At 67.6% G+C, this 26,547-nt stretch carries 19 protein-coding genes; 7 read left to right on the top strand and 12 right to left on the bottom strand.

Translation table 11 applies throughout. The features are described from left to right. Nucleotides 1–79: 79 nt before the first annotated feature. On the bottom strand, nt 80–1,273 hold the full coding sequence (locus FBY36_RS15360; protein ID WP_235008857.1) for a resuscitation-promoting factor: 1,194 nt from the start codon (nt 1,271–1,273) through the stop codon (nt 80–82). Nucleotides 1,274–1,530: 257 nt separating this feature from the next. After that, complete coding sequence (locus tag FBY36_RS15355; protein WP_142120755.1) at nt 1,531–2,436, bottom strand: TatD family hydrolase; 906 nt, start codon at nt 2,434–2,436, stop codon at nt 1,531–1,533. A 163-nt stretch (nt 2,437–2,599) separates the two neighbouring features. Here FBY36_RS15355 and FBY36_RS15350 point away from each other — a divergent pair, with 163 nt between their 5' ends. The 3 genes from FBY36_RS15350 to FBY36_RS15340 are packed head-to-tail and all read left to right on the top strand — an operon-like array spanning nt 2,600 to nt 7,710. Beyond that, nucleotides 2,600–3,700: an AAA family ATPase gene (locus tag FBY36_RS15350; protein ID WP_142120753.1), complete on the top strand. Its 1,101-nt coding sequence runs from the start codon at nt 2,600–2,602 to the stop codon at nt 3,698–3,700. A gap of 9 nt (nt 3,701–3,709) precedes the next feature. Further along, entirely contained in the window at nt 3,710–5,191 is a 1,482-nt protein-coding gene (locus FBY36_RS15345) for a DUF58 domain-containing protein (protein WP_142120751.1), read from the top strand. Next, a complete protein-coding gene (locus FBY36_RS15340; protein WP_142120749.1) occupies nt 5,188–7,710 on the top strand; it encodes a transglutaminase family protein in 2,523 nt (840 codons plus the stop codon). The genes FBY36_RS15345 and FBY36_RS15340 overlap by 4 nt, the downstream gene beginning before the upstream one ends. A gap of 60 nt (nt 7,711–7,770) precedes the next feature. Here the strand turns inward: FBY36_RS15340 and FBY36_RS15335 are convergent, their stop codons facing one another. Together FBY36_RS15335 and rsmI are read right to left on the bottom strand one after the other, a co-directional pair. After that, on the bottom strand, nt 7,771–9,270 hold the full coding sequence (locus FBY36_RS15335; RefSeq protein ID WP_142120747.1) for an NAD-dependent succinate-semialdehyde dehydrogenase: 1,500 nt from the start codon (nt 9,268–9,270) through the stop codon (nt 7,771–7,773). 182 nt (nt 9,271–9,452) lie between these two features. Then, nucleotides 9,453–10,328, bottom strand: coding sequence for a 16S rRNA (cytidine(1402)-2'-O)-methyltransferase (gene rsmI / locus FBY36_RS15330; RefSeq protein WP_142120745.1), 876 nt, complete (start codon nt 10,326–10,328; stop codon nt 9,453–9,455). Between the two features lie 45 nt (nt 10,329–10,373). Here rsmI and FBY36_RS15325 point away from each other — a divergent pair, with 45 nt between their 5' ends. Next, nucleotides 10,374–12,101 carry a dolichyl-phosphate-mannose--protein mannosyltransferase gene (locus FBY36_RS15325; protein WP_142120743.1) on the top strand — a complete coding sequence of 576 codons (1,728 nt, stop codon included), beginning with the start codon at nt 10,374–10,376 and terminating at the stop codon, nt 12,099–12,101. A gap of 67 nt (nt 12,102–12,168) precedes the next feature. Beyond that, on the top strand, nt 12,169–13,998 hold the full coding sequence (locus FBY36_RS15320) for an AMP-dependent synthetase/ligase (RefSeq protein WP_142120741.1): 1,830 nt from the start codon (nt 12,169–12,171) through the stop codon (nt 13,996–13,998). Here FBY36_RS15320 and FBY36_RS15315 read toward each other — a convergent pair. Both FBY36_RS15315 and FBY36_RS15310 read right to left on the bottom strand, forming a co-directional pair. Further along, the gene (locus FBY36_RS15315; RefSeq protein WP_142120739.1) at nt 13,989–15,230 is read right to left on the bottom strand and encodes a TIGR01906 family membrane protein; all 1,242 of its coding nucleotides are present in this window, start codon (nt 15,228–15,230) and stop codon (nt 13,989–13,991) included. The genes FBY36_RS15320 and FBY36_RS15315 overlap by 10 nt on opposite strands. Nucleotides 15,231–15,354: 124 nt before the next feature. Continuing rightward, nucleotides 15,355–16,347 carry a stage II sporulation protein M gene (locus FBY36_RS15310; RefSeq protein WP_200830513.1) on the bottom strand — a complete coding sequence of 331 codons (993 nt, stop codon included), beginning with the start codon at nt 16,345–16,347 and terminating at the stop codon, nt 15,355–15,357. 88 nt (nt 16,348–16,435) lie between these two features. On the opposite strand from FBY36_RS15310, the gene FBY36_RS15305 reads away from it, so the two are divergent. Then, entirely contained in the window at nt 16,436–17,236 is an 801-nt protein-coding gene (locus FBY36_RS15305) for an RDD family protein (protein WP_142120738.1), read from the top strand. 1 nt (nt 17,237) lies between these two features. Here the strand turns inward: FBY36_RS15305 and FBY36_RS15300 are convergent, their stop codons facing one another. The 4 genes from FBY36_RS15300 to FBY36_RS15285 all read right to left on the bottom strand — a co-directional run bounded on the left by FBY36_RS15300 (nt 17,238) and on the right by FBY36_RS15285 (nt 20,776). Continuing rightward, nucleotides 17,238–18,476, bottom strand: coding sequence for a L,D-transpeptidase (locus FBY36_RS15300; protein WP_142120736.1), 1,239 nt, complete (start codon nt 18,474–18,476; stop codon nt 17,238–17,240). 64 nt (nt 18,477–18,540) lie between these two features. Beyond that, a complete protein-coding gene (gene ahcY, locus FBY36_RS15295) occupies nt 18,541–20,007 on the bottom strand; it encodes an adenosylhomocysteinase (RefSeq protein ID WP_142120734.1) in 1,467 nt (488 codons plus the stop codon). Between the two features lie 75 nt (nt 20,008–20,082). Next, nucleotides 20,083–20,310 carry a Trm112 family protein gene (locus FBY36_RS15290; RefSeq protein ID WP_142120732.1) on the bottom strand — a complete coding sequence of 76 codons (228 nt, stop codon included), beginning with the start codon at nt 20,308–20,310 and terminating at the stop codon, nt 20,083–20,085. A 79-nt stretch (nt 20,311–20,389) separates the two neighbouring features. Next, nucleotides 20,390–20,776 carry a DUF3499 domain-containing protein gene (locus tag FBY36_RS15285; RefSeq protein WP_142120730.1) on the bottom strand — a complete coding sequence of 129 codons (387 nt, stop codon included), beginning with the start codon at nt 20,774–20,776 and terminating at the stop codon, nt 20,390–20,392. Between the two features lie 117 nt (nt 20,777–20,893). Between FBY36_RS15285 and FBY36_RS15280 the strand changes: the two genes are divergently transcribed. Beyond that, on the top strand, nt 20,894–21,406 hold the full coding sequence (locus FBY36_RS15280) for a metallopeptidase family protein (protein WP_142120728.1): 513 nt from the start codon (nt 20,894–20,896) through the stop codon (nt 21,404–21,406). Between the two features lie 28 nt (nt 21,407–21,434). Here FBY36_RS15280 and FBY36_RS15275 read toward each other — a convergent pair whose 3' ends face one another. Together FBY36_RS15275 and FBY36_RS15270 are read right to left on the bottom strand one after the other, a co-directional pair. After that, a complete protein-coding gene (locus tag FBY36_RS15275) occupies nt 21,435–23,183 on the bottom strand; it encodes a DUF5719 family protein (RefSeq protein ID WP_142120726.1) in 1,749 nt (582 codons plus the stop codon). Further along, nucleotides 23,176–26,541: a glycosyltransferase gene (locus FBY36_RS15270; RefSeq protein WP_142120724.1), complete on the bottom strand. Its 3,366-nt coding sequence runs from the start codon at nt 26,539–26,541 to the stop codon at nt 23,176–23,178. The genes FBY36_RS15275 and FBY36_RS15270 overlap by 8 nt, the downstream gene beginning before the upstream one ends. Between the last annotated feature and the right edge of the window lie 6 nt (nt 26,542–26,547).

Here is a 26,547-nt window from a genome sequence, read left to right as displayed (position 1 = left end):
CTGCCGGATTAACGGCTGTGGCCGGGCCCGGAGTAACCGGGCCCGGCCACAGCCGTTCAGTATGCGTTTGGCCTGTGGATCAGCTGGTTGCTGCCCAGCCGCAGCCCCAAGGGGACAGTCCGCGCTGCGCGTAAACGCGGTTGGCGATGTCGATCTGCTGCGCCTTGGTGGCCAGGCTGGCGTTGGGGGCGTAGGCACCGCCGCCGGCTCCGATCCAGGTGCGGATGTCGAACTGGAGGCCGCCGTAGTAGCCGTTGCCACTGTTGATGCTCCAGTTCCCAGTGGATTCACACTGGGCAATCTTGTCCCACATGGCTTCGTTCATCATGGCCGGTGCTGCCGCCCCGGTGTTGGCGCCGGCAGGTGCCGCAGGTGCCGCCTGCGGAGCAGGCTTGGCTTTGGTGCCGACGGTGACCTTCTCGGTGACGGGCTGCACGGCCACGTTCTCTGAGACCAGGGTGCGGGAGGCTTCACGTCCGTCGACGAGCACCAGCTTGAAGGTCCGCTCAAGCTTGCCGGCAGCCCCTGCCTGGGTCACTTCCTTCTCTCCCTTGAGCATGTCCGCACTTTCGGCGGTAACGGTCTCGAAGGGGACTTCTTGACTGGTGACGGCCGTCTGGCTGGTGTCCACCCTGGACACCTTGATGACCATGTTGTTCACCACGTTGGCGTTGGCCGGCTGCGAGGTGCGGTCGTTGGCGCCGAGGGTCACGCCGGAATCCTCCAGGACCTTGCCAACGGTAAGGGCAGTAGTGGTGGCTGTGTTCACCTTGCCGTCGGCCACGATGCTGACGGTCTTGGGGGTGGAAATCGAAACGTAGGAACCGGCCAGCGAGAGTGTGGCATCCTTGGGCGCCGAAACGGACGAGGCACTGGCGACGCCGAGTTCGGTCACCAGGTCTTCGACATCCTGGGCCGTGGTGTTGACCGTCTTTTCAGCCCCGTCAAGGCTGACCTTGACTTCCTTGGCCTGGTTGATGTTGATGACGGTGCCGTTCTGGACGGTCGCGTCAAGGGAGGGCGATACGCGGTCGCCGGGCTTCAGTTCCAGGTTGGCGCTCTTGACCACCTGCTCCACTGTTCCGCCAAAGGACTGCACGGACGACGCTTTGCCGTCCACGTTGAGCGTGACTGTTTTGTTATTGCCCACGAAGGCTACGAGGCCCGCGACCAGGCCGCAAAGCACCAGCAGCTGCGCGCCAACCTTGATATAGCTGAACTTGCCGTCCGATGTGAAGAACTTGACCACGATTGCCCGTAACTCTCGGTCCATCCGGGCACGGGGAAACGCGCAATAAAATGCCCGGAGCAACCTTGAAAAGGACAGTCCGGGCACCAGTGCGCCGCCACACTCCGCGCAGCGGCATGGCCGGATTCTGGACAGGCCGGGCCGGCTGCACTTGGAGTGAAATTACCCGTTGGCCTTCCCCGACCCCGGCTAATAATTAACCATTGTAACCGTAGCGTTATAAAGCGGCCAAAATTTTTGCATACCAGATATGCATTTATGGGCCAAGGCGGGGGTGCAGGTCAGGCCCAGGAACCGTATGCCCGCACGGTGTTTTCGCTGATTGCGGTGCACAGCCCGGCGAGGTCGGAGCCTGTCAATTCTGCCATGCTCCGGACCGTGTACGGGACCATGTAACTGGCGTTCGGACGTCCCCTGTGCGGGTGCGGGGTCAGGAAGGGCGCGTCCGTTTCCACCATGATGAGCTGCCGCTCCGCCACGGCCAGCGCAGCGCGCAGGTTGGTGGCGTTCCTGAACGTCAGCGTGCCGGCAAAGGACATCCACCAGCCCTGTTCGTTACAGGTTTTTGCGAGGTCCTCGTCTCCGGAGAAGCAGTGGAACACCACCCTGTCAGGTGCCCCCTCTTCCTGGAGCACCCGCACCACGTCGCCGTGCGCGTCCCGGTCGTGGATCTGGAGGGTGAGGTCCAGGCGTTTGGCGATGTCGATGTGCCGGCGGAACGAGTACTCCTGGTGGCGCAGTCCTTCACCGTGGGTGCGGTAGAAGTCCAGTCCGGTCTCGCCGATGGCCCGGATCCGGGGATGCGCCGCCAGTCGTTCGATCTCGGCGAGGGCCGTTTCCAGTTCACCCCGGTCCGCATAGTGCGGAGCATCATTGGGATGCAGGGCCACAGCCCCCAGCAGCCGTTCGTCCTGGTCCACAGCCTCTACAGTGAACCGCGAGGATTCCAAATCGCAGCCCACCTGGACGGCGCCCTGGACCCCCACGGCCGCCGCCGCATCCAGCGCAGCCTTGATCCCTGCGGGACCCTTTCCTTCCGGGAAATCCAGGTGGGTGTGGTTGTCCATGACCGGCACCGGCAGGGGCTCGGGTGCGGGCGGGAAATCCTTCCGGCGCGGGGCGTGCGGGTCCGGCAGGCCCTCTTCGGCTGGCACCCGGTAGGCGGCGGGAATAGAGGAATTACACATCCACCCACACTATCGGCCGAAGGTACCCCTATATTTACCGGAACTCTCTGTCAGGCACGGCAGTTGTGTTAGTAGTCTGGAACGAACACACGCGCACGCCCACCAAGGGGCGAAGGCAGGCTTGCTGTCCCGTCCAGGTGAACCCCGGGCTGAAAGGTTGCCGATGGAACCCCACCGACGCACTGCCAACAATGCCAGCGCACCGAACCTGAACCTGGCCGGCGTCGCCGATTCCGTCAGCCACCTGAACGGGCACCGGCCGGCGGCCATGGACTCGGGGTCCTTCCACGCCGCGGCGCAGCGCATCCTCACCACGGTCGACACTGTCATCGACGGCAAGTCCGACGCCGCCAAGCTGGCCCTCACAGTCCTGCTCGCGCAGGGCCACCTGCTGCTGGAGGACGTGCCCGGCGTCGGAAAGACCCTGCTGGCAAAGACCCTCGCCCGGACCATCGACTGCACCGTCAACCGCATCCAGTTCACCCCGGACCTGCTGCCCTCCGACGTCACCGGGGTTTCCATCTACAACCAGGCCTCCAGGCTCTTCGAATTCCGGCCGGGTGCGGTCTTCGCGAACATCGTCATCGGCGACGAAATCAACCGCGCCTCCGCCAAGACCCAGTCCGCACTGCTGGAATGCATGGAGGAGCACCAGGTCACGGTGGACGGTACGTCCTACAAGCTGGATGAGCCGTTCATGGTGGTGGCCACCCAGAACCCCATTGAAATGGAGGGCACGTATCCCCTGCCCGAGGCCCAGCGGGACCGGTTCATGGCCCGGATTTCCATGGGCTACCCGGACAAGGCCGCAGAGATCGAGATGCTCGAAACCCACCAGGCGGTCTCGCCGCTGGCCAATGTCTCCCCGGTCGTCACGGCGGCGGACGTGGCAGCGATGACCGCCACCGTCCAGCAGGTCTATGTCTCTGAAGCGGTCAAGGAATACACGGTGTCAGTGGGCAGGGCCACCAGGGAGAGCCCGCTGCTGCGGCTGGGCGCCAGTCCCCGCTCCATGCTGCAGTTGCTGCGCGCCGCAAAGGCCTCAGCCGCCCTCGACGGACGCGACTTTGTCCTGCCGGACGATGTCCGGGACGTGGCCGAGGCCGTCCTGGCGCACCGCATCATCCTGGACCGAAAGGCAGCGGGCGCAGGCGAGACCCCGCACAGCGTGCTGCGGGGCATCCTGTCCCGGCTGCCCGTGCCGCAGGCCCAGACCGGGCAGCCGAGCCGGGCCGCGGCCGCTGCCGGCAGCAGGAACCACTAGGCGCGGACCATGGCCCTGCTGGACAAGCTTCCGCGGCACCTGTTCACCAGGCGCGGCTGGGGCATGCTCGCTGCCGGGGCGTTCACCCTGGCAGCGGCCCAGGTCATGGGGCGCCGCGACCTCCTGACGCTGGCCCTGCTGCTGCTGGTCCTGCCGCTGGTCTCCCTTGCCGGCATCCGGCTGGTCAAACCGCGCTTCCGCGTCTACCGCGAATTCAACCCCTCCCCCGTGGAAACCTCAGCCCCGGCAACGGTGCACCTTGCGGTGGCCAGGACGGGCCCGGGCAGCGGACGCGTGGCCATGGAGGAGCGCCTGCCGGCGCACTTCGGCCAGGCGCCTTCCTTCTGGTTCCCGTCCCGATCCGCCACCGGCGGCACAAGCCGCTACGAGTACCACCTCACGTCCAGGCACCGGGGGCAGTTCAGGATCGGGCCCGTGACGGCCGAGTTCACCGACCCCTTCGGCCTCTCCCTGCACCGCCAGGCCATTGACGACGGCGACGTCCTCACCGTGACGCCTGCCGCCGTCGTCCTGCCCGCCACCGGGCTGGCCGGAGCGCGCGGCAGCGACGGCGTTACCGCCACCCGTGTCCGCGCGAACCCAAGCGATGACGACATCATGACCCGCGAGTACCGCCACGGGGACCCGATGCGCAGGGTCCACTGGCCCGCCACAGCCAGGCACGGATCCCTGATGGTCCGGCAGGAGGAATCCGTCACCACGCCTGAGGCCACCATCATCCTGGACCACCGGGCCGGTGCATTCGGCGGCGGCCCCGGCACTTCAATGCCGGGCCTGCCCGCCCCGGAGGGGCATGCACCGGCCACCAGCGACACCTTCGAGTGGGCTGTTGTTGCCGCCATGTCCGTCAGCACACACCTCGCGGAGCGCAACTACAGCCTTCGGCTGCTGGATACCGGCGGGGAACCGGCGTTCCTGCACTCGCCATCGGCCCCGGAACCGGCCATGGAGGAATTCAGCGGGGCATCCGGGCTGCAGTCAATAGCCGAAAGCCTGGCCGCAATCCATCTGTCCGGGCCGGTCCATCCCCGCCGGGACGGCCTGCGCCGGGACGGCAGCCATCGGGAGGCCCCCGACAGGTACGCGGAGCGCAGGGGCGTGCCGGTGGTGCGGACGCCGGCAGGGGTGGAGCAGGGGCCGCCGGCCTTCGATGACCAACTGATGGACAAGTTGTCCGCCCACCGGATGCGGGGCCCCTTGATCGCCGTGCTGGGACGCGTTACCCCCGAGGAGGCCACGGCGCTGGCGCCGGCCGCGGCGTACGGCACCAACTCCTTCGCCATCCTGGCGGTGGAACGCCCTTCGGATTTCCAGGAGGTCCTGGAGGTGCTGCGGCAGGGCGGCTGGCGGGCGCAGGCCGTGGCGCCGACGACCCGGCTGGGCACGGCCTGGGGCCAGTTGGACCAGGACGCGGCGCTGCCGGTGGCTCCGGCATCGGAGGTCCGACGCGGGGCGGGGGTGGCCACATGACCATGGCACCTGCCCGGCCAACTGGTGCCGGGCACGAGGCACAGCCACGTCCGGCGATGTCCCCAGGCCGTGTCCGTGCCGGCACCTACCCGTGGGCCATGGCGGCATCGATTACGGTGGCTGTTTGCGGGGCCGCAATGTCCCTGAACGGTGTCCTGCGCGGCTGGAACTGGTATTGGCCGGCGATGACCACGGTGCTGGTGGTGGCCTTCACACTGGCCGTCCTGCGTTCCGTCCGCGCCCAGCCCCTGCTGGTTACCGCAGGCGGGTTCGTGGCACTGGGCGCCGTCCTGACCTTGACGTTCTTCCGCAGCTCCAGTTTCCTTTGGGTGGTCCCCACCGGCGCCACTCTCCCGGAGCTGGACCGGCTCATCCGGCGGGCCAGCGAGACAGTCCTGGCAGAGACAGCCCCCGTGGCACCCAACGCCGGCATCGTCATGGTGGTCTGCGCGGTGCTTGGCCTGGCGGTCATCCTGGTCGACGCACTCGCGGTGCCGCTGGGGATGCCGGCCGCCTCCGGCACCGGTTTGCTTGCCCTGCTGGTGGTTCCGGCCATGATCAAACCGCAGAGTGTGGGGGTGTGGAGTTTCGTTGCCACCGTGGCGGGATACCTGTTGATCCTTGCCTGCAGCCAGTGGTTTGCCCCTGACGGCAGGTTGCAGGGCGCATCGGCCAGGAGCCCCGGCCTGCTGCGCAGGGCGGTGCTGACGGGGGCCGTGGCCCTGGTGGCCACCCTGCTGCTGCCCCTGGCAATTCCCGGGTTCGACCGCGGCACCTTCCCGCAGGGCTCACGGCTCAACCCGTGGGGTGCCTCCACCGGCCTGAACCCGATGATCACCCTCGGAAGCAGTCTCCGCACGCCGGACGGAAGCGGCAGGATCACCTACGCCACCAATTCGCCCAACCCCCTCTACCTGCGCTCTGTCACAGTGGACAATTTCGACGGCGATTCGTGGGGACCGGACGACCGCACCGCGTCCAGGGTGCCCCTTGACGGCCGGATCGACCCCGGGTATGCGGTCCTGGCCGACGAGCAGGTGCGGCTGGTGACAGCCATCGACGCCGGCGCCTTCACCAGCCCCTACCTGCCGGTCCCCTACGCACCCGAAACCATCCGCGGGCTCGGCGGCCAATGGACGTGGGATCCCGCCACGCTGAGCATCAAGGGCACCGACACCACAACGCGGCGCCAGGAGTACCTGGTGACCTCTGCAGTACCCAAGCTTTCCGCTGTGCTCCTGGCCCAGTCGTCAGCGCCGGTACGGGGTATTCCGGACATCTTCACCAGGATTCCCGGCAATGTCCCTGACATCGTCAAGAACACTGCGCGGACCGTGACTGGAGCTGCGGGGACGCCTTACCAGAAGGCCATGGCCATCCAGAAGTACCTGCGCTCGTCCGAGTTCACGTACTCGCTGCAGTCTCCGGTGCAGGGCGGCTACGACGGCAACGGCCTTTCCGTCCTGGCCGACTTCCTGCAGCAAAAGAGCGGTTACTGCATCCACTACGCCTCGGCGATGGCGGTGATGGCCAGATTGGAAGGCATCCCCAGCAGGATCGCCGTGGGTTATGCCCCCGGCAGGCTGACCGGGGCCACCGTAACCGTCTCCGGCCAGGGCGCCCTCCCCGAATATGAGGCGGATGCGCGCGACGCCCATGCCTGGCCGGAACTCTACTTCCAGGGCTTGGGCTGGGTGCCGTTCGAACCAACGCCGTCCCGCGGGGTGGTGCCGGACTACGCCACCGAAGCCTCTGCACCTTCCGTTCCGGATTCCCTGGGAAACAATGACGGCCTCATTCCGGACACGGCACCGGTTCCCGCCGCATCCCCCAGCGCCACCGCGCAAGCCGTCCCCGGTACCGGCGGCAGCAGCACGGGCGAGGGCCCGCAGCTGATGCCCTGGCTCCTTGGTGCGGCCGCCGTCATGGGACTGGTTCTCCTTGCGGCTGCTCCGCACTTGGTCCGCGTGGGCACCAGGTCGCGGCGGCTGCGTCCAAAGGACCCGGACCTGGCAGTCCCGCTGGCATGGAATGAGATCGAGGATCTTGGCACCGATTACGGCCTGCCCGCCGCGGACAGCGAGACGCCCAGGGCCTACTCAGCCCGGTTCCGTGCTGAACTGCTGGGCGAGCCTGGCGGCATGGACCAGGACGCGCACCAGGCAGTGTCGTTTATCACCTCGGCGTTTGAACAGTACCGGTACGGCCGCCCGGGCGGCGCCGTCCCGGGCACCGGCACCCCTGCAGAGGACGTTGCTGCGGGTGTGGCTGCCGTGGAAACTTCCCTCCGGGCGACCGCCACCCTTCCCAGGCGCCTGGCAGCGGCGTGGCTTCCGCCGTCGGTCACCCTCAGGCTGGGCCTGCTGCTCCGGATGCCATTCAGCGCAGCTGGCAGGGCCATTCGCAAAGCGGTGCACGCTGCGGCGGGCTTCCGGCCCGTGAAGCCGGTGCAACCGACCGCAGGAGGGCGTTCCAGGGCAGAAGCGGCCGACGACGGCGGCAGGGCCGGGCGGGGTTAAACGGGAAGTGCCGGCCGGGGAAGCCCCGGCCGGCACATGAGGGTTGGGTAACCGCCGGGTCTAGCCGGCGTAGGGGTCTGCGATGCCGATGTACTGCGTGTAGAGGTATTCCTCGATGCCTTCCAGCCCGCCTTCGCGGCCCAGGCCGGACTGCTTCACGCCGCCGAAGGGTGCGGCGGCGTTGGAGATGACGCCGGCGTTCAGGCCCAGCATGCCGGTTTCGAGCTTTTCGCCCATCCGGATGCCGCGGTTCAGGTCCTTGGTGAAGACGTAGGCCACCAGCCCGTATTCGGTGTTGTTGGCCAGCCGCACAGCGTCGTCCTCGCTGCTGAAGGTGATGATCGGAGCCACGGGGCCGAAGATCTCCTCGGACAGGATCCGGGTGCCTTCGGTGACGCCGGAAAGGATGGTGGGCTGGTAGAAGTAGCCAGGACCCTCCACCGGCCCGCCGCCCAGGACGGCTTTGGCGCCGGAGGCAACGGCGTCGGACACCAGCTCGTGGACCTTGTCCCGGCTCTTGGCGTCGATCAGCGGGCCCACCTTGGACTCGGGCTCGGTGCCGCGGGCAGTGGTCATCTCCTTCATCTTCGCGGCGAACTTCTCCGCGAATTCAGCGGCAACGGACTCGTGGACGATGAAGCGGTTGGCCGCGGTGCAGGCTTCGCCCATGTTCCGGAGCTTCGCCAGCATGGCGCCGCTGACGGCAGCGTCCAGGTCTGCGTCCTCGAAGACCAGGAACGGGGCATTGCCGCCCAGTTCCATCGAGGTCCGCAGCACGGTTTCGGACGCATCTGCCAGCAGGCGGCGTCCCACTTCGGTGGAGCCGGTGAAGGACAGCTTGCGCAGGCGGTAGTCCTTGATCAACGGCCCGGTGGTGGCTCCTGCGGTGGAGGTGGGGATGACGTTCAGGACACCGGCGGGCAGGCCTGCCTCCTGCATAACGGCAGCGAAAAGCTGCGACGTCAGGGGCGTCAGGTTGGCCGACTTCAGCACCATGGTGCAGCCGGCGCCGACGGCCGGTGCGATCTTGCGGGTGGCCATGGCCAGCGGGAAGTTCCAGGGGGTGATCAGCAGGCAGGGGCCTACGGGCTTCTTGGTGACCAGGAGGCGGGACTTGCCGTCGGGCGAGACCGAGTAGCGTCCGAAAGCCCGGACGGCTTCTTCGGAGAACCAGCGCAGGAACTCAGCGCCGTACGTCACTTCACCGCGGGCTTCGGCCAGGGGCTTGCCCATTTCCAGGGTCATCAGGAGGGCGAAGTCGTCTGCGCGTTCAGTCACCAGGTCGAAGGCCCGGCGAAGGATTTCGCCGCGTTCACGGGGCGGCACCTTTGCCCAGGATTCCTGGGCGGCTGCGGCGGCATCCAGGGCTGCCGCACCATCCTCGGGACCGGCGTCGGCAATGCTCAGCAGCACCTTCCCGGTGGCGGGATCCTCGACGTCGAACGTCTTGCCTGATGCGGCGTCGCGCCACTCACCATTGATGAGCAGTCCGGTGGGAACGGAGGCCAAAAGCCGGGTTTCGCGCTCGGCGGTAACGGCCGGCTGTGCAGTGACAGTCACGATGACTCCCTCGTCAGTAGGGTTGTGGCAGCCCGTCGCCGCGGCCGGAGTGACCGGGATCATGGGGCTGATTAACAGCCAGACTACTGCGGGCCACTCCCCCGGTCTACGCCGTTGCGCACTGCGGAATCGCGGCTACCCTGTGCACCTGCACAGGAGGCGGAGGCTGGATTGGGTGCTGCCTACCGGGCAGCGAGGACAGCGGAGTAGAGCTCCCGTTTGCTGACCCGGACATCCTCGGCGACGGCGGCGACGGCCTCCTTCAACCGGATGCCCTGGGCCACCAGTTCGTTGACCGCGGCCACGTGGTCCTCCGGCGTGCCGGCCGCCTGTTCCGGTGCCCCGCCGAGCACCACGGCGATCTCGCCGCGGACCTCGGTATCCTCAGCCCACTGGAGCAATTCGCCAACAGTGCCGCGGATGACTTCTTCGTAGGTTTTGGTCAGTTCCCGGCATACCGCAATGCGGCGGTCCGGCCCGAACCTCTCGCGCAGCGCGCGCAGCATGGCTTCCAGCCGGTGCGGTGCCTCGAAGAACACCATGGTCCGCCGCTCCCCGGCAAGGTCAGCCAGGCGGGAGGCCCGTTCGCCGGCCTTGCGGGGAAGGAACCCCTCGAAGCAGAACCGGTCCGTGGGCAGGCCGGACAATGCCAGCGCCGTGAGGACTGCGGAGGGCCCGGGGACTGCGGTGACGGGAAGTCCGGCCGCGATGGCACCCTCCACCAGCCGGAAACCGGGATCAGAGACCGCCGGCATCCCGGCGTCGGTGACCATGAGGAGGGTGCTGCCGGCACGCACCTGGTCCAGGAGTTCAGAAGTCCTGGTGGCCTCGTTGTGTTCGTGGTAGCTGATGACGCGTCCCGCGACGGCAACGCCAAGGCTTTGGACCAGGCGGTGCAGGCGCCGCGTGTCCTCGGCGGCCACAATGTCCGCGGTACCCAGCAGCTCCACCAGCCGGGCGGAGGCATCTCCGGTGTTTCCAATGGGAGTGGCGGCAAGGACGATCCGTCCCGCGGTCGCAGGGCCGGATTCGGAAAGGGGGCTGGGGTTGGGGTCCACCTCCCAAGCCTACTGCCGCCGGGTCTTCCAGCCGCAAAAGGTAGCATGGGGCTCGTGACGCAGACCTCGACGCGGCCCACGGGGCCCGGGAACCCCGGCCCGGCGGAATCCCCTGCCGGAGCAGGAGCAACCGGGACGAAGCCTGCAGGGAAGGTTGCCCGCCCCTGGATCAGCCGGCCGGACGAGGCGTTCACGGTCGAGGCCCTGAGGGCAAGGCTGATGGGGGCCGGCACGTCCTGGCGGGACTACCCACCGACGCTCCGGCTCTGGTTCGTACTGGTCCCGGTCCTGACGGCAGTGGCCGGCGGCCTCCTCCGCTTCATCCGCCTCGAGGTGCCGCACAAGCTGGTGTTCGACGAAACGTACTACGTCAAAGACGCCTACTCGTACCTCATCAGCGGCTACGAACGCAGCTGGCCGGACAAGGCAAATGATTCCTTCAACGCCGGCAACCCTGACGTCCTGTTGAACACACCCGAGTATGTGGTCCACCCGCCCGTGGGCAAGTGGATGATTGCAGCCGGCATGTGGCTGTTCGGGCCGGAGAACCCTTATGGCTGGCGCTTCGCCGCAGCCCTCACCGGCACCCTGACAGTGCTGCTGGTCTCCCTGATCGCCCTGAAACTGTTCCGCTCACTTCCGCTCGCCGGCGCCGCGGGGCTGCTCCTCGCCGTCGACGGCCACCATCTGGTGATGTCCCGGACGTCCCTGCTGGACATCTTCCTTACGTTCTGGATCCTGGCCGCCTTCGGCGCCCTGCTGATGGACCGCGACGACGGGCGGCGGCGCCTGGCCGCCCGGCTCGCCCGGGCCGCTGCCGCCAACGGCGGACAGCCCCCGGCCGGGGCGCTGCTGTCCGGGCCATGGCTGGGGGTGCGCTGGTGGCGGGTGGCTGCCGGGGTCTGCCTAGGCCTCGCGGTGGGCACCAAGTGGTCCGGCCTGTTCTTCCTCGCCGGATTCGGCCTCCTCACCGTGCTGTGGGATCTCAGCGCCCGGCGCGTGGCGGGCATCCGCGGCTGGATCAGCGGCGGCGTGATCCGGGACGGCATTCCCGCCTTCACCGCCATGGTGCCGGTGGCAGCGATCGTCTACTCCACCACCTGGACTGGCTGGTTCCTGTCGGACAACGCCTACTTCCGCCACTGGGCTGAGACCAACCCCTCAACGGAATGGGGCTGGCTGCCCGACTCCGTCCGGTCGCTTGTTCACTACCACCTCGAAGCGTACAAGTTCCATCAGGGACTGAGCTCCGAGCACCCCTACCAGGCAAGCGCGTGGAGCTGGCTGGTGATGGGGCGGCCGACGTCGTTCTTTTATGAATCCCCGCCCCAGGGCACCCCGGGCTGTGCCGTGGAAAAGTGCACCTCCGCCATCCTGTCTGTCGGGAACCCGCTGATTTGGTGGGCCGCAGCCATCTCCCTGGTGGTCCTGCTCTTCTGGTGGCTGGGACGCCGGGACTGGCGGGCCGGGGCTGTGCTGGCCGGCGTCGGCGCGGGCTACCTGCCGTGGTTCATGTACCCGGAGCGGACCATGTTCTACTTCTACGCAGTGTCCTTCGAACCGTTCCTGGTCCTGGCGCTGGTGTACTGCCTGGGGCTGGTCCTGGGCCGGGCCACGGACCCGCCCTGGCGCCGGCGCTCCGGGATGTACCTGGTGGTCCTGTTCCTTGCAGCGGCAGTCCTGCTGTCGGCGTTCTTCTACCCGGTCTGGGCCGCGGAAGTCATCCCCTACGTCGACTGGAAGGTCCGGATGTGGATGCCGTCCTGGATCTAGGGCAGGATGGCAACAGAGACCTGAAGGAGCCGCTGCCGCGGCATGGCAGCGGAAACGGAGACCGGCTGTGAGAGAAGCGAGCACGGAACTGCTGGTTGAGCTTGACGCCAACAGCAACGTGACTGACCTGCTGCTGGAGCAGCACGCCGCCAATCCGGCCCACGCGCTGTACCGGCGGAAGGGGCCCAACGGCTGGGTGGACGTCACAGCGCAGAGATTCCTCCAGGACGTCAGTGCCCTGGCCAAGGGGCTCATCGCCGGAGGCCTGGAGCCCGGCGACACCGTAGCCGTCATGTCCCGCACCTCGTTCGAATGGACGCTGGTGGACTTCGCCATCTGGTTCGCGGGCGGCGTCACGGTGCCGATCTATGAAACATCCTCCGCCAGCCAGGTGGAGTGGATCATCAAGGATGCAGGCGTCCGCCGTGTCGTCGCCGGCGACCGCGCCACAGTGCAGCTGGTGAGCGCTGTGGTTGCCGGTTCCGCCGAACTCAGCGACCGCCTGGTCAACGTGGTGCGGATGGATTACGACGGCGAGGCTCCGGACCTTGCCAGCCTCGCCGCTGCGGGCACCGGAGTCAGTGACGCTGAACTGGAACGGCAGCGCAGCCATGCGGGGTTGGCCGACCTCGCCTCATTGGTGTACACCTCCGGCACCACGGGCAGGCCCAAAGGCTGCGAGATCACGCACGGGAACTTTGCCCTGGTGGCCAAGAACATCGTTGCGTTCCTGCCCGAGATCCTGCAGAAGGACCAGGCCCGCACCCTGATGTTCCTGCCACTGGCCCATGTGCTGGCCCGCGCCGTCCAGGTGGTATGCCTTACCGCCGGGGCAACCTTGGGCCATACCCCGGGTGCCGCCCAGCTTCTGGACGACCTCGGAACGTTCCGGCCCACCTTCCTGCTGGTAGTGCCGCGCATCTTTGAAAAAGTCCGGGCAACTGCCGCGCATAAAGCCGCTGTGGCGGGCAAGGGCAGGCTCTTCGCGGCGGCAACAGCCGCCGCCATAGCGTACTCACGCGAACAGGACCGCCACAGCTGCGGCGAGGGCCCCGGCCCTGGCCTGCTCAGCCGGATCAGGCACGGTGTGTATGACCGGCTGGTCTACCCCCGGTTGCGCCAGGCGATGGGTGGCGAGGTGGGATATACCGTGTCCGGCGCCAGCCCCCTGGCTTCCGAGGATGCCCATTTCTTCCGTGGCGTGGGCATTCCCGTCCTGGAAGGGTACGGGCTGACCGAGACCACGGCACCCTGCACTGCCAACACGCCCTCCCGCACCAAGGTGGGAACAGTGGGCATCCCCATTCCGGGCACCACCATCCGCGTGGCCGGGGACGGTGAGATCCTGGTCAAGGGAATCGGCGTTTTCCGGGGCTACCACGCCAATCCGGAGGCGGACGCCGAGGCGTTCGTGGACGGATTCCTCCGCACCGGAGACCTGGGCGAACTCGACAAGGACGGCTTCCTCACCATTACGGGACGCAAGAAGGACCTCCTGGTCACGGCGGGCGGCAAGAACGTGGCGCCGGGGCCGTTGGAGGAGAAGATCCGCAGCCACCAACTCGTGGGGCATGCCGTGGTGGTGGGCGACGGCAGGCCGTTCGTGTCAGCCCTGCTGACCCTGGACCCGGAAGGGGTTGCCAACTGGCGGTCGGAGCGCGGCCTGCCTCCGCTCCCCCTCAGCGAGGCAGCGGGTGACCCGGGCATCCTGGCTGCCCTGCAGGAGGCAGTGGACTTGGCGAACCAGATGGTGTCCAAGGCGGAGTCGGTGCGCACGTTCAGGCTGCTGGACGCCGAATTCACCGTGGAGTCCGGGCACCTGACACCGTCCCTGAAACTGAAGCGGTCCGCCGTCGTTCAGGAATTCCAGGCGGAGATCGCCGGCATCTACGGCTGATCAGCCTTCACCTGGTCTGCCTGTTCCTGATCCGCCTGTGCCGGCTTTGGCGCCAAACCGCGGCGGCGGCGCGTTGGCCAGGTGAGCACCAGCGTCACGACGGATGCCACGAGCACCAGGCCGGCAATGACGATGCCGGCGTCAATCCAGAACTGGCTGGGGAACAGCCGGATCAGCGTATCGTCCAGGCTGAAGGTCCAGGATCCGTCGGCAAAGAAAATCCGGTGGAACTCCGTGAAGAACTGCTGCCAGCCCAGGGCCGCCAGCGTACCGAGGCCCAGGATCAGGGCCAGCGTGATGATGGAGCCGGCAAAGAGGCCGCGCCGGATCCCGCCGGTGCTGCGCCTGCGCAGGTACAGGATGGCGATCAGCGCAAGGAGGAGCAGCAGTGCACCGGCGCCAAAGGTGGACAGGATGACCGTCTTGACGTCCGCCATATGGCTGACTTCGCCGTCCTTGAACAGCTTTTCGCCGCCGCGGTGCACCAGGTCGCCCAGGTAGCGGGGGCCCGCCCAGTTGCTGAGGTAATCCACGGCATAGGAGCCGTACGTCATCCTGTCGTCAGTGCTGAAGCCGTACCCGTCACCGGGGAAGCCTGGCCGGTTGTACTCCACCCAGAGGAAGAGTGGGCTGGTCACGGCCCGGACAGCCAGGATCAGCAGGATCAGCGGGTAGAAGATGGCCAGGAGGACCTGCATGACACGCGGCGCCACCGGCTTGGCATTGGCGGCGCTTTCACGCTGGGCATTGCGGCGCTCCACTTCCTCCTCGGGGGGACGGACGTGGAGGGCTGAGGTGGGAAGGGGTTCCTTGAATACCGGCGAACCGGCGCTGCTGCCGGGCCCGTCCGAGGAGGAGCCGGTGGTGGAGGTTGCCCCAGCGGACGTGCGGGGGGCTGCGGCTGCCGCGGCGGATGCTCCGGCAGCGGAGGACCCGACGGCGGCTTCCGCTGCCTTGCGGTCGGCCCGGCTTTCGGGCTGGGCTGTTTTGGTCTCTGCCGCTGCCTGGTTCCGGGCGGCTTTTTCCCTGCCCGGCTCCTCAAGGGCAGACCCACCGGAAGCAGATTTGTCCGCCGCAGGCTTCTCCCCGGCAGGCTTCTCCCCGGCGGGTTTGTCCCCGGCGGCGGGCGTCAGCCAGGAAAACGCGGGCTCGTCGGAATCCCCGGACGTGTCCAGGAGAGGTTCCGGCTGCGGCGCGGCGCTTTTGGCGCGGGCCGGTGTCTCGTCATTCACAGCAGCGTCACTTCCGTTGGGTTCCGCACCGGTCCCAGTCAGCCGGTGCGATTCATTCTGCAGACGAGCCTACCGTCCGGAAGTTCTGCTGGGCGAGGAACCACCCCGGCGGGATTACAACGATTCAGGCAGCGATTTCCGTGTAGCCGGCATCTTCGCGGCGGAGGTCGCCGCGCTCCCCGGCCAGGAAAGCCCGCCTGCCCAACACCAGGACATACAGCCAGTACGAGGTGAGAACAGCAGCCCCGATGCTGATCCTGGCCCAGGCCGGCAGCGGACTTGGAGTGACGAATCCTTCCACGAGGCCCGAGACAAACAGCACCACCACCAGCCCCAGGGCCACCGTGATCAGCGACCTGCCTTCCTCCGCCACGGCCCTGCCCCGGGTCCGCGGCCCCGGCGAAACCATTGCCCAGAAGATCCGAAGGCCTGCGGCGGAGGCAACGAAGACGGCGGTGAGCTCCATCAGCCCGTGCGGCAGAATGTAGCTGTAGAAGACGTCGGATTTGCCGGCGGACGCGAAGATGCCGGCCGCGATGCCCACTCCCTGGGCGTTGCTGAACAGGATCATCGGTACCCAGACCCCGGTGATCCCCAGAGCCACCGCCTGCGCACTGATCCACGCATTGTTGGTCCATACGGCACCGGCAAAGGACGCGGCCGGGTTCTCGGAGTAGTAATTAATGAAGTCCTCGTCCACGTACTGGGCGGCAGCGGTCTCGGAAACCACGGCCCTGAGCGCTTCGGGGGACGACCCTATCCAGGCGGCGTAGGCGCCAGCGATGAGCACGAAAGCGGTCCCGCATGCCAGGGTCAGCCAGGTCAGCCGGTACAGCGCGGCAGGCAGGGCCACAACGAAGAACCGTGACAGGTCAGCCATGGCGTTTGAGCGGGCGCCCGTAAAGCGGGTCCGTGCCTGGGCCAGCGTGGCCGAGAGCGAAGCGGAGAGTCCGCTTTCCGGAGCCACGGAACGGACCAGCGACAGGTGGCCGGACGTGGACTGGTACAGCGCCAGCAATTCATCCGCTTCGGCACCCGTGAGCCGGCCTTTGCCGGCCAGCTCCTGCAGGCGCGCCCACTTGTCCGCATTAACGGCGGCGAAGGCATCCATGTCCACGGCTACAGCCTAGCGCCCGGCATTAGACTTTGACCGTCTGCACCATGTGATCGTCCGAACCACCAGCCGCGAAGGGCAGGGACGCAGTGTGAGCCCGATAATTACCGGCGAGGCCGTGGTCCTCGAGCTCCGTCCGGCGACCTTCGCCGCGCGGGCCCTGGGCCTTGCCATCGACGTCGTCGCCCACGTAGTCCTGCTCGTGCTGATCATGATTGGCCTGTCCGCTGCCGGCGCGGACCTTGATGAGGCAGCCGCCCGGGCTCTTGGCCTGGCCGCCGTCGTGTTCTGCCTTGTGGTGGTGCCGGTGGGCGTCGAAACCCTGAGCCGGGGACGGTCACTGGGCAAGCTGGCTGCAGGCCTGCGGGTGGTTCGCGAAGACGGCGGCGCCATCAGGTTCCGCCATGCGCTGACCCGCGGGCTCACCGGGTTTCTTGAGATCTACCTGACGTTCGGCGGGCTTGCCCTCGCCGTGGCGCTCTTCAACGACAAGTCCAGGCGACTCGGCGACCTTCTGGCCGGCACCTACGCCGTCCGCAGCCGCGTTCCTGCAGACCAGGCCATCCGGGTTTTTGTTCCGCCCCACCTGCAGTCGTGGGCTGCAACGGCGGACATTGGGCGTATCCCGGACGCCACTGCCCGCAGGGCCGCCCAGTTCATCCGCCAGGCGGGCAGGAGGGCACCCCTGTCCAGGGCAGGGATGGCGGAAGCCATCGCTGCCGAGCTTTCCGCCCACGTGGCCCCGCCCCCGCCCCCGGGCACGGGCGCCGACGACTACCTGGCCGCCGTCGTCGCCGAACGGCGGAACAGGGAGTTCACCCGGCTGTCGCTGTTACGCCGGCGGAACACTGAAACGGGGCAACGGCTGCAGCGGCTGCCGTTCACCAGCTGACTTAGTTGTCGTACTCGCTCCACGGGATGTTCCAGTCGCCGAACCCGTCCGTGTTCGCAGCGTAGTCACCCTCGGTGTTGATGATCTGGACAACGTCGCCGGTTCCCATGTTGTCGAACACCCACGCCGCCCCGTCGGGAAGGAACCCGATGCAGCCGTGGGACACGTTGGCGTTCCCAATGAATGGGTAGGCCGATTCGAGGGCCTGGTGGATGTAGGCCCCGCTCAGGGTCAGGCGGATGGTGTATTCGACGTCGGCCTCGCCGTAGTAGGCAGGATCGTCAGGCTTCAAGCCGATGCTTGCGGCCCTGAAATGGTCGTAACGGTTCTTCTCCATCAGCACCGCGTACCCCTTTGCTGACGGGAACCGCTTGTCCCCCATGCTCACGGGCAGGGTCTTGACGGGCTGGTCATTGACGCTGAGTGTGAAGGTGTGTGCGGTGGCATCGGCGATGGCCACTTTCTTGTCACCGATCGAGACATTCACCTTTTTGTTGAAGTTTGCGATCTGGCCGTTGCCCAGGTCAACGCCGAAGAGCTCCATGTCCATAGTGACTGTTGAGTTCGCGGCCCAGAAGTTCTCCGGGCGGTACCTGACCATGGTGTCGCTGTACCAGTGGAAGGCGCCGGCCTGTCCCGCCGTCGTGGTGATTTTGATGGCCTTTTCCACGGCGGCACGGTTGGTCACGGGTTCGCTGAAGATGATCTGCAGGGGCTGTCCCACGCCCACCTTCATGCCGTTCAGCGGGTAGATGGCGGCGTCTGCCTCGTGTGAGCTTGTCACGGTGTTGAAGGACTGCGTGGTGCTGGTCTCGCGTCCTGCGCCATCCTTGACCACGTAGGTGTAGCTGTATTCGGTGTTGAATTCCAGGGGCCCGGTGGCGGACCACGCCGTCCCGCCGGCGTCGATGCTGCCGTCAATGGTCTTGCCCGCAGTACTGGCAAGGGTGACGCGCTGGATTGTCCCGTTGCCCACTTTCAGGGACACCGGGGCCGCGGGGTTTACCTGCTTGGCGCCGTTGGCCGGCACCGCGTCAAAAGTCACCGGCGGCACAACCGGGGAAGCAATGCCCGGGGACGTCCGCAGCGCAGAGCCTGCTTCCGATTCCAGCGGTCCCCCGGCAAGGCCCGGGGCAACGGCGGCGAAGACCCCGCCCACGGCAGCCAGGACACAGACGGCAGCCACGGCAAGGACTTTCTTGGCAGTCCCCCGGCGACGGGGCGTTACATCAGGCTCCATGTTTTCGATCCTACGTGCAGAAAATAACGGCCCGGGCGCTCGACGGCGCCCGGGCCCTTACGGCTCAGTAACGATAATGCTCGGGCTTGTACGGACCGGCGACGTCGATGTCCAGGTACTCCGCCTGGTCCTTGGTCAGTTCCGTGAGTTCAACGCCCAGGGCGTCCAGGTGCAGCCGGGCCACCTTTTCGTCCAGGACCTTGGGCAGCACATAGACCTTGTTCCCGTACTCGTGCTGGTCCCGCTTGGTCCACAGCTCGATCTGCGCAATGGTCTGGTTTGCGAACGAGTTGCTCATGACAAAGGACGGGTGGCCGGTGGCGTTGCCCAGGTTGAGCAGCCGGCCCTCGGACAGGACGATGATGGAGCGCTCCTGGCCGCTGCCCTCGTCAAAGACCCATTCGTGGACCTGCGGCTTGATTTCGACCTTCTTGACGCCGGGGATGCGGGCCAGGCCGGCGATGTCGATTTCGTTGTCGAAGTGGCCGATGTTGCCCACGATCGCCTTGTTCTTCATGCCGGCCATGTGCTCGGCCATGATGACGTCCTTGTTGCCGGTGGTGGTGATGAAGATGTCACCTTGGGCAAGGACCGATTCCAGCTTGGCCACCTGGTAGCCGTCCATGGCCGCCTGCAGCGCGCAGATGGGGTCGATCTCGGTCACGATGACGCGTGAACCCTGGCCGCGGAGCGCTTCCGCCGCGCCCTTGCCGACGTCGCCATAACCGCAGACCACTGCGACTTTTCCGCCCATGAGCACATCCGTTGCCCGGTTGATGCCGTCGGGAAGGGAGTGTCGGATGCCGTACTTGTTGTCGAACTTGCTCTTGGTCACGGAGTCGTTGACGTTGATTGCGGGGAAGAGCAGCTTGCCCTGGTCCGCCAGCTGGTACAGCCGGTGGACACCGGTGGTGGTCTCCTCGCTGACGCCCCTGATCGTGGCCGCCGTCCGGGTCCACTTCTGCGGGTCCGCAGCAAGGGAACGGCGCAGCACCTCGAGAAAGATCCCATATTCCTCGGAATCCTCGGGATCGGCGGAGGGCACGTTGCCAACAGCTTCGAACTCGACACCCTTGTGGACCAGCATGGTGGCGTCGCCGCCGTCGTCCAGGATCATGTTGGGACCCAGCTCAGGGTTGGACTCGGCGCCTGGCCAGGTAAGGATCTGTTCGGCGGTCCACCAGTACTCCTCGAGGGTCTCGCCCTTCCAGGCGAACACCGGCACGCCCTGCGGATCCTCAACCGTGCCCTTGCCCACCACCACGGCCGCGGCGGCCTCATCCTGGGTGGAGAAGATGTTGCAGGACGCCCAGCGGACCTCGGCGCCCAGCGCGGTAAGGGTTTCGATGAGCACCGCGGTCTGCACCGTCATGTGCAGGGAACCAGCGATCCGGGCACCCTTGAGGGGCTGGGTGGGGCCGAACTCCTCGCGGAGGGACATCAGGCCGGGCATCTCGTGCTCGGCCAGGCGGATCTGGTGCCGGCCGGCTTCCGCCAGGGAGATGTCGGCAACTTTGTAGTCAAAAGTCATGCGTGGTCCTTTGCTTAGTCCGGGTCCTGGTCCAGTCCCCGTTCTGCTTTTTCTGTGCGGGCGGATGCAGGTGAACTAGTGCCCTGCAGCAGCCGGATCGTGCTGGTCTGACCCTGCCGAGGCTGCTGCGGCAAGCAGTTCCGGAGGCAGCAGCAGCGGGATGCCGTCTTCGATGGCGTACCGGTTCCTGGCCCCCGTATCACCGGCGGCAGTGGCCACCAGCTCTTCCCCCTCCTGGACCAGCGGCGAGCCGGTCACGGGGCAACGCAGGACGGACAACAGCTCGGGACTGATCTTTGGCATTTGTTCATGCTCCCTGGCGGGCGCGCTCGCGCCGGTAGCGGAAAAGATGTGCAGCTTCCAGCCTACCGCCAGATGCAGGTCAGGAAGGTTCCCGAAGGACCCGCAGGTGGCCCCGGCGTACGCCTTCAGCGCCTGCAGGAGCTTCAAGGGCGGAATGGTGTCCCCGCTGGCCCGGTGGCTGGGCTTCCGGCGGGAGTGCAGCCGCATCGCGCACGGCGTTGGCCAGCGCCAGCAGGTCATCGGGCCCCGGCTGCTGTGGGGTTGATGGCATGGCCAGGCGCAGTACTTCCCAGCCGCGGGGAACCGTCAAGGAGTCGGCGTGCTGCTCGCAGAGGTCGTAGCAGTGCGGTTCGGCGTAGGTGGCCAGTGGACCAAGGACTGCAGTGGAGTCTGCATACACGTACGTCAGGGTGGCTACCGCCGACTGGCGGCAGGCTGACCTTGAACACTGACGGATAGCTCCCACGACATCACAGACTACCCCTTCACCGCGCAAAAGCCCGGCATTGCCGCACTGGCCGACGCGCCTCCGCACCCAAAGGGATGTATCGCGTAATTCCGCCACCGGGTTTACAGTCGATGTATGCAGTCATCGAACCATGAATCAGGTTTTTCGGTCCGGTTGGCTGACCCGGATGCCCGCGTGGCAACGGGTGTGGAGACCGCGGGCAGGAGCTTCTTCAGGCGGCGCCGGAACCGCCACGGGCGTGGCCTTCGGGGCGAGATAATGCTGCCCACCCATCCCGGGTACCGGACCCGCGCAGACCGGTTTGACGACATGGTGCTGGATTCGGCCCAGCGGCTGCACGACATTTGGGGCAAAACCCTCGACGGCGTGCGCTTTGGCGTGGACGAGATCCCGCCGGACCTTGAACAGCTGGCCGCGAATGCGTCCACGCCTCCCATGGGCTCATACACGCCCGCTTTCGGCGAGGACGGACCCATGATTACGGTGTACCGGCGGGTGGTGGAGCAGGCCTGCTCGGGCGTGGAGGAGCTCCAGGACCTGGTTCACGACGTGGTGGTGGAACACACCGCGGAGATGCTCGGCGTGGCGCCGGAGACATTGGATCCCGTATACCGCCGCCGCTACTGACGCCGGCAGCCGGGAAGCCTGGCAAACCTTAGTAACCCAATGCAACCGGGACTGTCTCCCGGCCGGCGGCGGCAGCCAGGAAGGCCAGGGAGGAAACGTCGTTGCGGCCGTCCTGCCCCACGAGAACCGCTCCATAGGCGGCGTCACCGGACGCGGACACTACATAGCCCACGACGTCGGCCCCGTCGGCCTGCTCCGGAACACTGATGGAGGCGGTTGTCCCCCCGGCGATGTCCGCAGCAGCGGCTGCCCGCACCTTTCCATCAGCCGTAATGGGTGCGTAGGTGATGGTGGCCCGGGCATCAAGGGCGCCGAACACCAACTGGCGAAGCCCGCCCTTGGGGACGGGAACCACGTGCTGGCTTCCCAGCCGGACAGCGGATGGCGCCCACGCGACATCCGAGGGCTGCCCCGCTTGAAGCCCGCGGCTCATCCGTGCCGCCGCGACGAAGGACACGTCGGACGAGGCCGCCACAGTGTATTGGCCGGCAGGAACGCCCGCCAGGGATACTTCCGTGGTCGACCCCGCTTTCGCGGTGATGACGCCGCCGGAGGGAAGTGCGTGCTGCCCGTCCCGCCCGTACAGCTTGATCTCCACCACGGCATCCGAGGCACCGGGAACGGTCAGCTCAAGGGCGGGCCCCGCGTCCCCGTACCCCGGCTGCCCCGTCAGTGCGGCGACCCCGGAAGGGTCCTGGATGTCCACGCCCGTCATCACCTGGCGGACTGCAGGCGCAGTCCCCGGGCTAATGAAATCCACGCCGCCGGGAGTGAGGCCGCGCAGGACGCTTTGCTGGATGGATGCGGCAACCGGACCACCCGCGCTCCGCACGTGCACGGTGAGCTGGGACTCGCTGGGCGCCAGGCCGGCGAGGACGACGCTGCGGGTGGTGCCGGGCGCAACCAGCAGGCCGCGGCTGCCCGGAGCCTGGATCTGCCCGCCTGCCCCGAAAAGCTCCAGGCTCACGGTGGCAGGTGTGCTGGAGGCGTTGGTCAGGGCGAGCACGGAGGTGCGGCCAACAGTGGTGGCGGCACCTGCCAGCCATTGATCGTTCGAGGGTTGCCCGCACGTCGCAGCGGCACTGCCCTGCAGATCGCCGTCGCTGGCGGTGTATTTCATGGCCCCTGCAGCTGAGGCATTCTGGTTTGCCAGGGCATCTGCCCTGAGGACATTGACCTGGTCCGCCGCCCGGTCGGCAACTACTCCGGCAAGGAGTTCCTGGGGTGCGACGGCAGTGGGCGCCGGACCCGGGTCCTTGGCGATTTCGACGGCGGCTGTTCCGTCGAGGCGTGCCAGCCGGCTCCCGGGAAGCACACCGCCCGCGCTGAGCACCGCGGCGCTGACCCTGGTTGCCGCGGTGGCGGACTCGGGCCGGAACTGGGCGTCCGTGCCCGCGTCGGTGCCTTCCAGCAGGCGGGCAGGACCTGGGCAGACGCCGACGCTGGCACCTGCGGGGACCGCGGCTTCCGCCACCGGCACAATGCGGCTGCTTTCAGGATGCGGCACCAATGACCCGGCGGCCACCACGGCCGCTCCCCCGGCGAGGATAAGGAGTCCTGCAGCTACCCCGGCTACGGATGCTGCGCGGCCCTTGCCGCCGGGCAGCATGGTGGCGCCGCGCCCTGGTGCCTTCCTGCCTGTACCGGCCGCAGTTCCTTCCGGAGCCGGTTTTGCGGCTGCAGCCGTCTTGTCTCCTGCAAGCGGCGGTTTGCTTGCAGCCGGCGTTTCGGCGTCAGCTGGTGGCGTCGCCGCTGCCGGCGGGGTGTGGTCATGCATTTTGGTGTTCCTTACGCAGGGAGCCCTCGTCACGGGAGAGGCCGGTCCGCGGCCGCCGGGCCGGCATGGGAATGGCAAGGATCACCGTCAGTCCTATCACTGTGATCTGCGCGGCGGCCGTCCAGAACGACCAGGGGTTTTCATAACGGACGGTCAGCTGGCCGCCGGCTGCCGGAAGGGTGAACGCCTGGGACCAGCCGGAGGTGGTGGAGGTCAGCTTCCGCCCGTCCAGCCACGCAGTCCAACCGGGATCAGCACGCTCGGCGAGTACCACCAACCGGCCCTCCGCGCCTGCCGGGACAGCAGCGTTAACCTCTTCGGTCCCGGAGGCCACCAGGGCGGTGGCCGCACCGCGGGGATCGACAATGCGGACACGGTGGGCAACGTCGGCAGCCTGCAGAACGGGCTGGTTGAGCGGGCTGATCCGCCACAGCCAGCCAACATCGGTCTGTCCCACGGCCACCAGGCCGGGAACGGCATCCATCCGGCTGGCGGTCAGCTGGGCTGCGGTGTCCGCGGACCGGAGCACCACGAAGCCGACACCGAGTTGTTCGAGGTCGGAACGCGGATCCACGCCCTGCCCGGCCACAAGGGTAGCCACAACGCGGCGGACTGCAGTGGTGACGTCGTCGTCCTCACGCACCTCTTCCGCGCCCGGAGCGCCAATGATGTTCCGTGCGGAGGCGATGGCCGAGAGGCTGTCCAGGGTGGTGCCGCTCCCGCGCATCAGGGAGGCGTTGAAGGTGCCGTCATCGCCGGTACTGAGCAGGAGGGTGCGCGTCTGCTCAGGACCCTCGCCCCGGTCAATGGCCGTAGCAGGCAGGGACCGCCCGGGGGCGGCCTCAACCAGCCGCGGAGCGCCCAGTGCGCCCCCGCTGCCGGAAGCGGCTGGACCGGGAGCACTTCCCGCCGTTGAGATCGCAGGTGCGGCGGCGACGGCCGGACGCAGCAGGTTCTGTGTTGACCAGGCTGCCATTCCGGCCAGTGGTCCTGCCACCAGCACCACCAGGCCCAGGGCGATGCCGGCACGGGCCGCGGTCCTGGTCTTTGCAGGGCCACCGGAAGTCCGGTCTGCTACGGACAGCAGCTGCTCGGCTCCGAGGAGGGCTGCTGCGAGGAGGGCGAAGGACGCGGCGGACACGGCGGGTCCGGTGAATGGCGACACCATGACCCCTGCATTCAGGCCGGTTGCGACGTGGCTGGCCAGCCATCCGCCGGCCAATACGATAACGGCTGCAATCCAGAACCATCTGGCGGTCCCGGCCCGGCGCCCCGGGCCGAGGAGGCCCACCAGGGCAAGGACCAGTACCGGTCCGGCGATGAGGAGCGCCAGCAGCAGGGCCCAGGGCGCCGTTCCGCCGGTGAAGGCTGCCAGTCCGTGGAGGCCTGCGGCTGGGTCGAACGACAGGGGCTGGCCCAGGAGCTGCTGCCACAGCGGGGCGGCATCGAACTCCTGCGGGAGTCCGGGATCCGCCAGCAGTGCCCTGGGCCGGTCAAGGGTGGACAGCGCGAAGGGGACAAACAAGGCCGCAGTGGGCAGCAAGGCCCACCACACAGTCCGCCCGCGCCGCCCCAGCAGGAGGCCGCAGAGCACGATGACAACAGCCGCCGGGACGAGCAGGGAGGGAGCTGACGCCGTAGTGACTGCCAGGGCCAGGCCGGCAGCTGCGGCAGCCGTCCAGGAAGGCACGCCGTTGATGCCTGCCTTGGCCGGAGGCAGTTCAGCCGGCCGGCCCTCGAGTGCCGGGGCAGGGTTGAAGCGGCCATGGCCTACCGCAGACCCCGTGGCCCGGAGCAGGCCCAGGACCACCAGCGGAAGCATGATGTGCGCGACCAAGGCACCGGCGCGGCCCTGGTTCAGGGCTATCTGGAGCGCCGGCGCGGCAGCCCAGAAGAGCGCCGCCACGAACCTGAGCCGGCGGCGTACGGTTACCCCGCCCGCTGCGAACCACGCAGTGAGTCCGGACAGCGGGGCCCCGAGCAGGAGCAGCCATGCCATGGCGGGGTTGGCGTCACCACCGCCGAAGACACCGAGGATCCACAGCACATAGTCAAAGGGATCGCCGTGGCCGGGAAGGCCTGCGCCGAGGCTGACCCACCAGCTGGAGGCGTTATGCCAGATGTCCCCAAGGTGGGAGGAGACGGGAATCAGGGCGCCGCCGGCTACGGCCCCTGCGCGGAACAGACCTGCCAGGGCCAGCAGCGAGGCGACGGCTGCGATGATGACGGCTGCAAGGGCGCCGTTACCCACCCAGCCGCGTTTAGTGGTGGCGAGGGCGGCAAAATCGTCCGCTGCATCGCCGGTGGGTTGGTGCGCGAGCGGATCCTGAACGAGATGGTCGCCGCCTGAGCCGTCGGATCCCAGCGCCTCCATCAACGACCTGCGGTGGCTCCACACCTCGCGGCGGGGTGTTTGGAGCTTGCGGATCACGGACCGGCGGATGCGCCGGGTCCGTTTGGCTGCCCGCCGGGCTCTCGCCACGGCCCCGGGACGGCCCAGGGCAGCGAAGGTGGCTACCAGCTGGGAGATACCGTGGCCCGGATCCTTGACCACAATGCTCAGGACCAGCTTGAAGAGGCTGCCCAACAGTGCACCGATGCCGTGGACGGGCACCATCCAGAGCGGGCTGTGCTTCAGGCGCAGGTGGACCTGCGCCTTCCGGGCCGCGGACGGGTTTCCAAGGGCATGCGGCCGGTGCGCCACATGGAAGACGCGGGCTGCAGGGACCACTACGACGCGGTGGCCTGCCAGCCGGTTCCGCCAGCAAAAATCGACGTCGTCGCCGCTGCCGGGCAGCGCGGGGTCGAAGCCGCCCAGGTGTTCCCAGATGTCGCGCCGGACAAGCATGCCGGCGGAATTTACGGCGAAGGTATCGGTGCGGCCATCGTACTGGCCCTGGTCCATCTCATCGGCGTCGATCAGGGTAAGCCGTTCGGCCCACCGGCTCGTGGAAAGGCCCACATCCATCAGTTTCCGCGGCGAATGCCAGTCCAGCTGTTTACAGCCGGCGACGGTCACCGAAGGCGCCCGCTCCACGGCGCCCAGGAGTTCCGCCAATGCCTCCGGCGCCGGCGCCGCGTCATCGTGCAGCAGCCAGATCCACTCGGTCCCGGCACCGTCAGCGGTTGCCTGGAAGGGCGCCAGTGCGCCCAGCCCGGCGGAAACGGCGGCGCCCATGCCGCCCTTTCCACGGGGGTGGCTGACAACGGCACCCCCACCCAGGGCTCCCTGAAGGAGGCTGTACGAGTCGTCGCGCGATCCGGTATCAACGCCGATGGCATGGTCCACGGGCCTGGTTTGGGCCGCCAGGGCCGAAAGGGTTCTGGGCAGATAGGCACTGCCGTTGTGGGCGACCACAACGGC

The sequence above is a fragment of the Arthrobacter sp. SLBN-122 genome, from assembly GCF_006715165.1.
Classification (GTDB): Bacteria; Actinomycetota; Actinomycetes; order Actinomycetales; family Micrococcaceae; genus Arthrobacter.
Note: the sequence above shows the minus strand (reverse complement) of the source record. Positions and strands in the feature narration are given on the sequence as shown.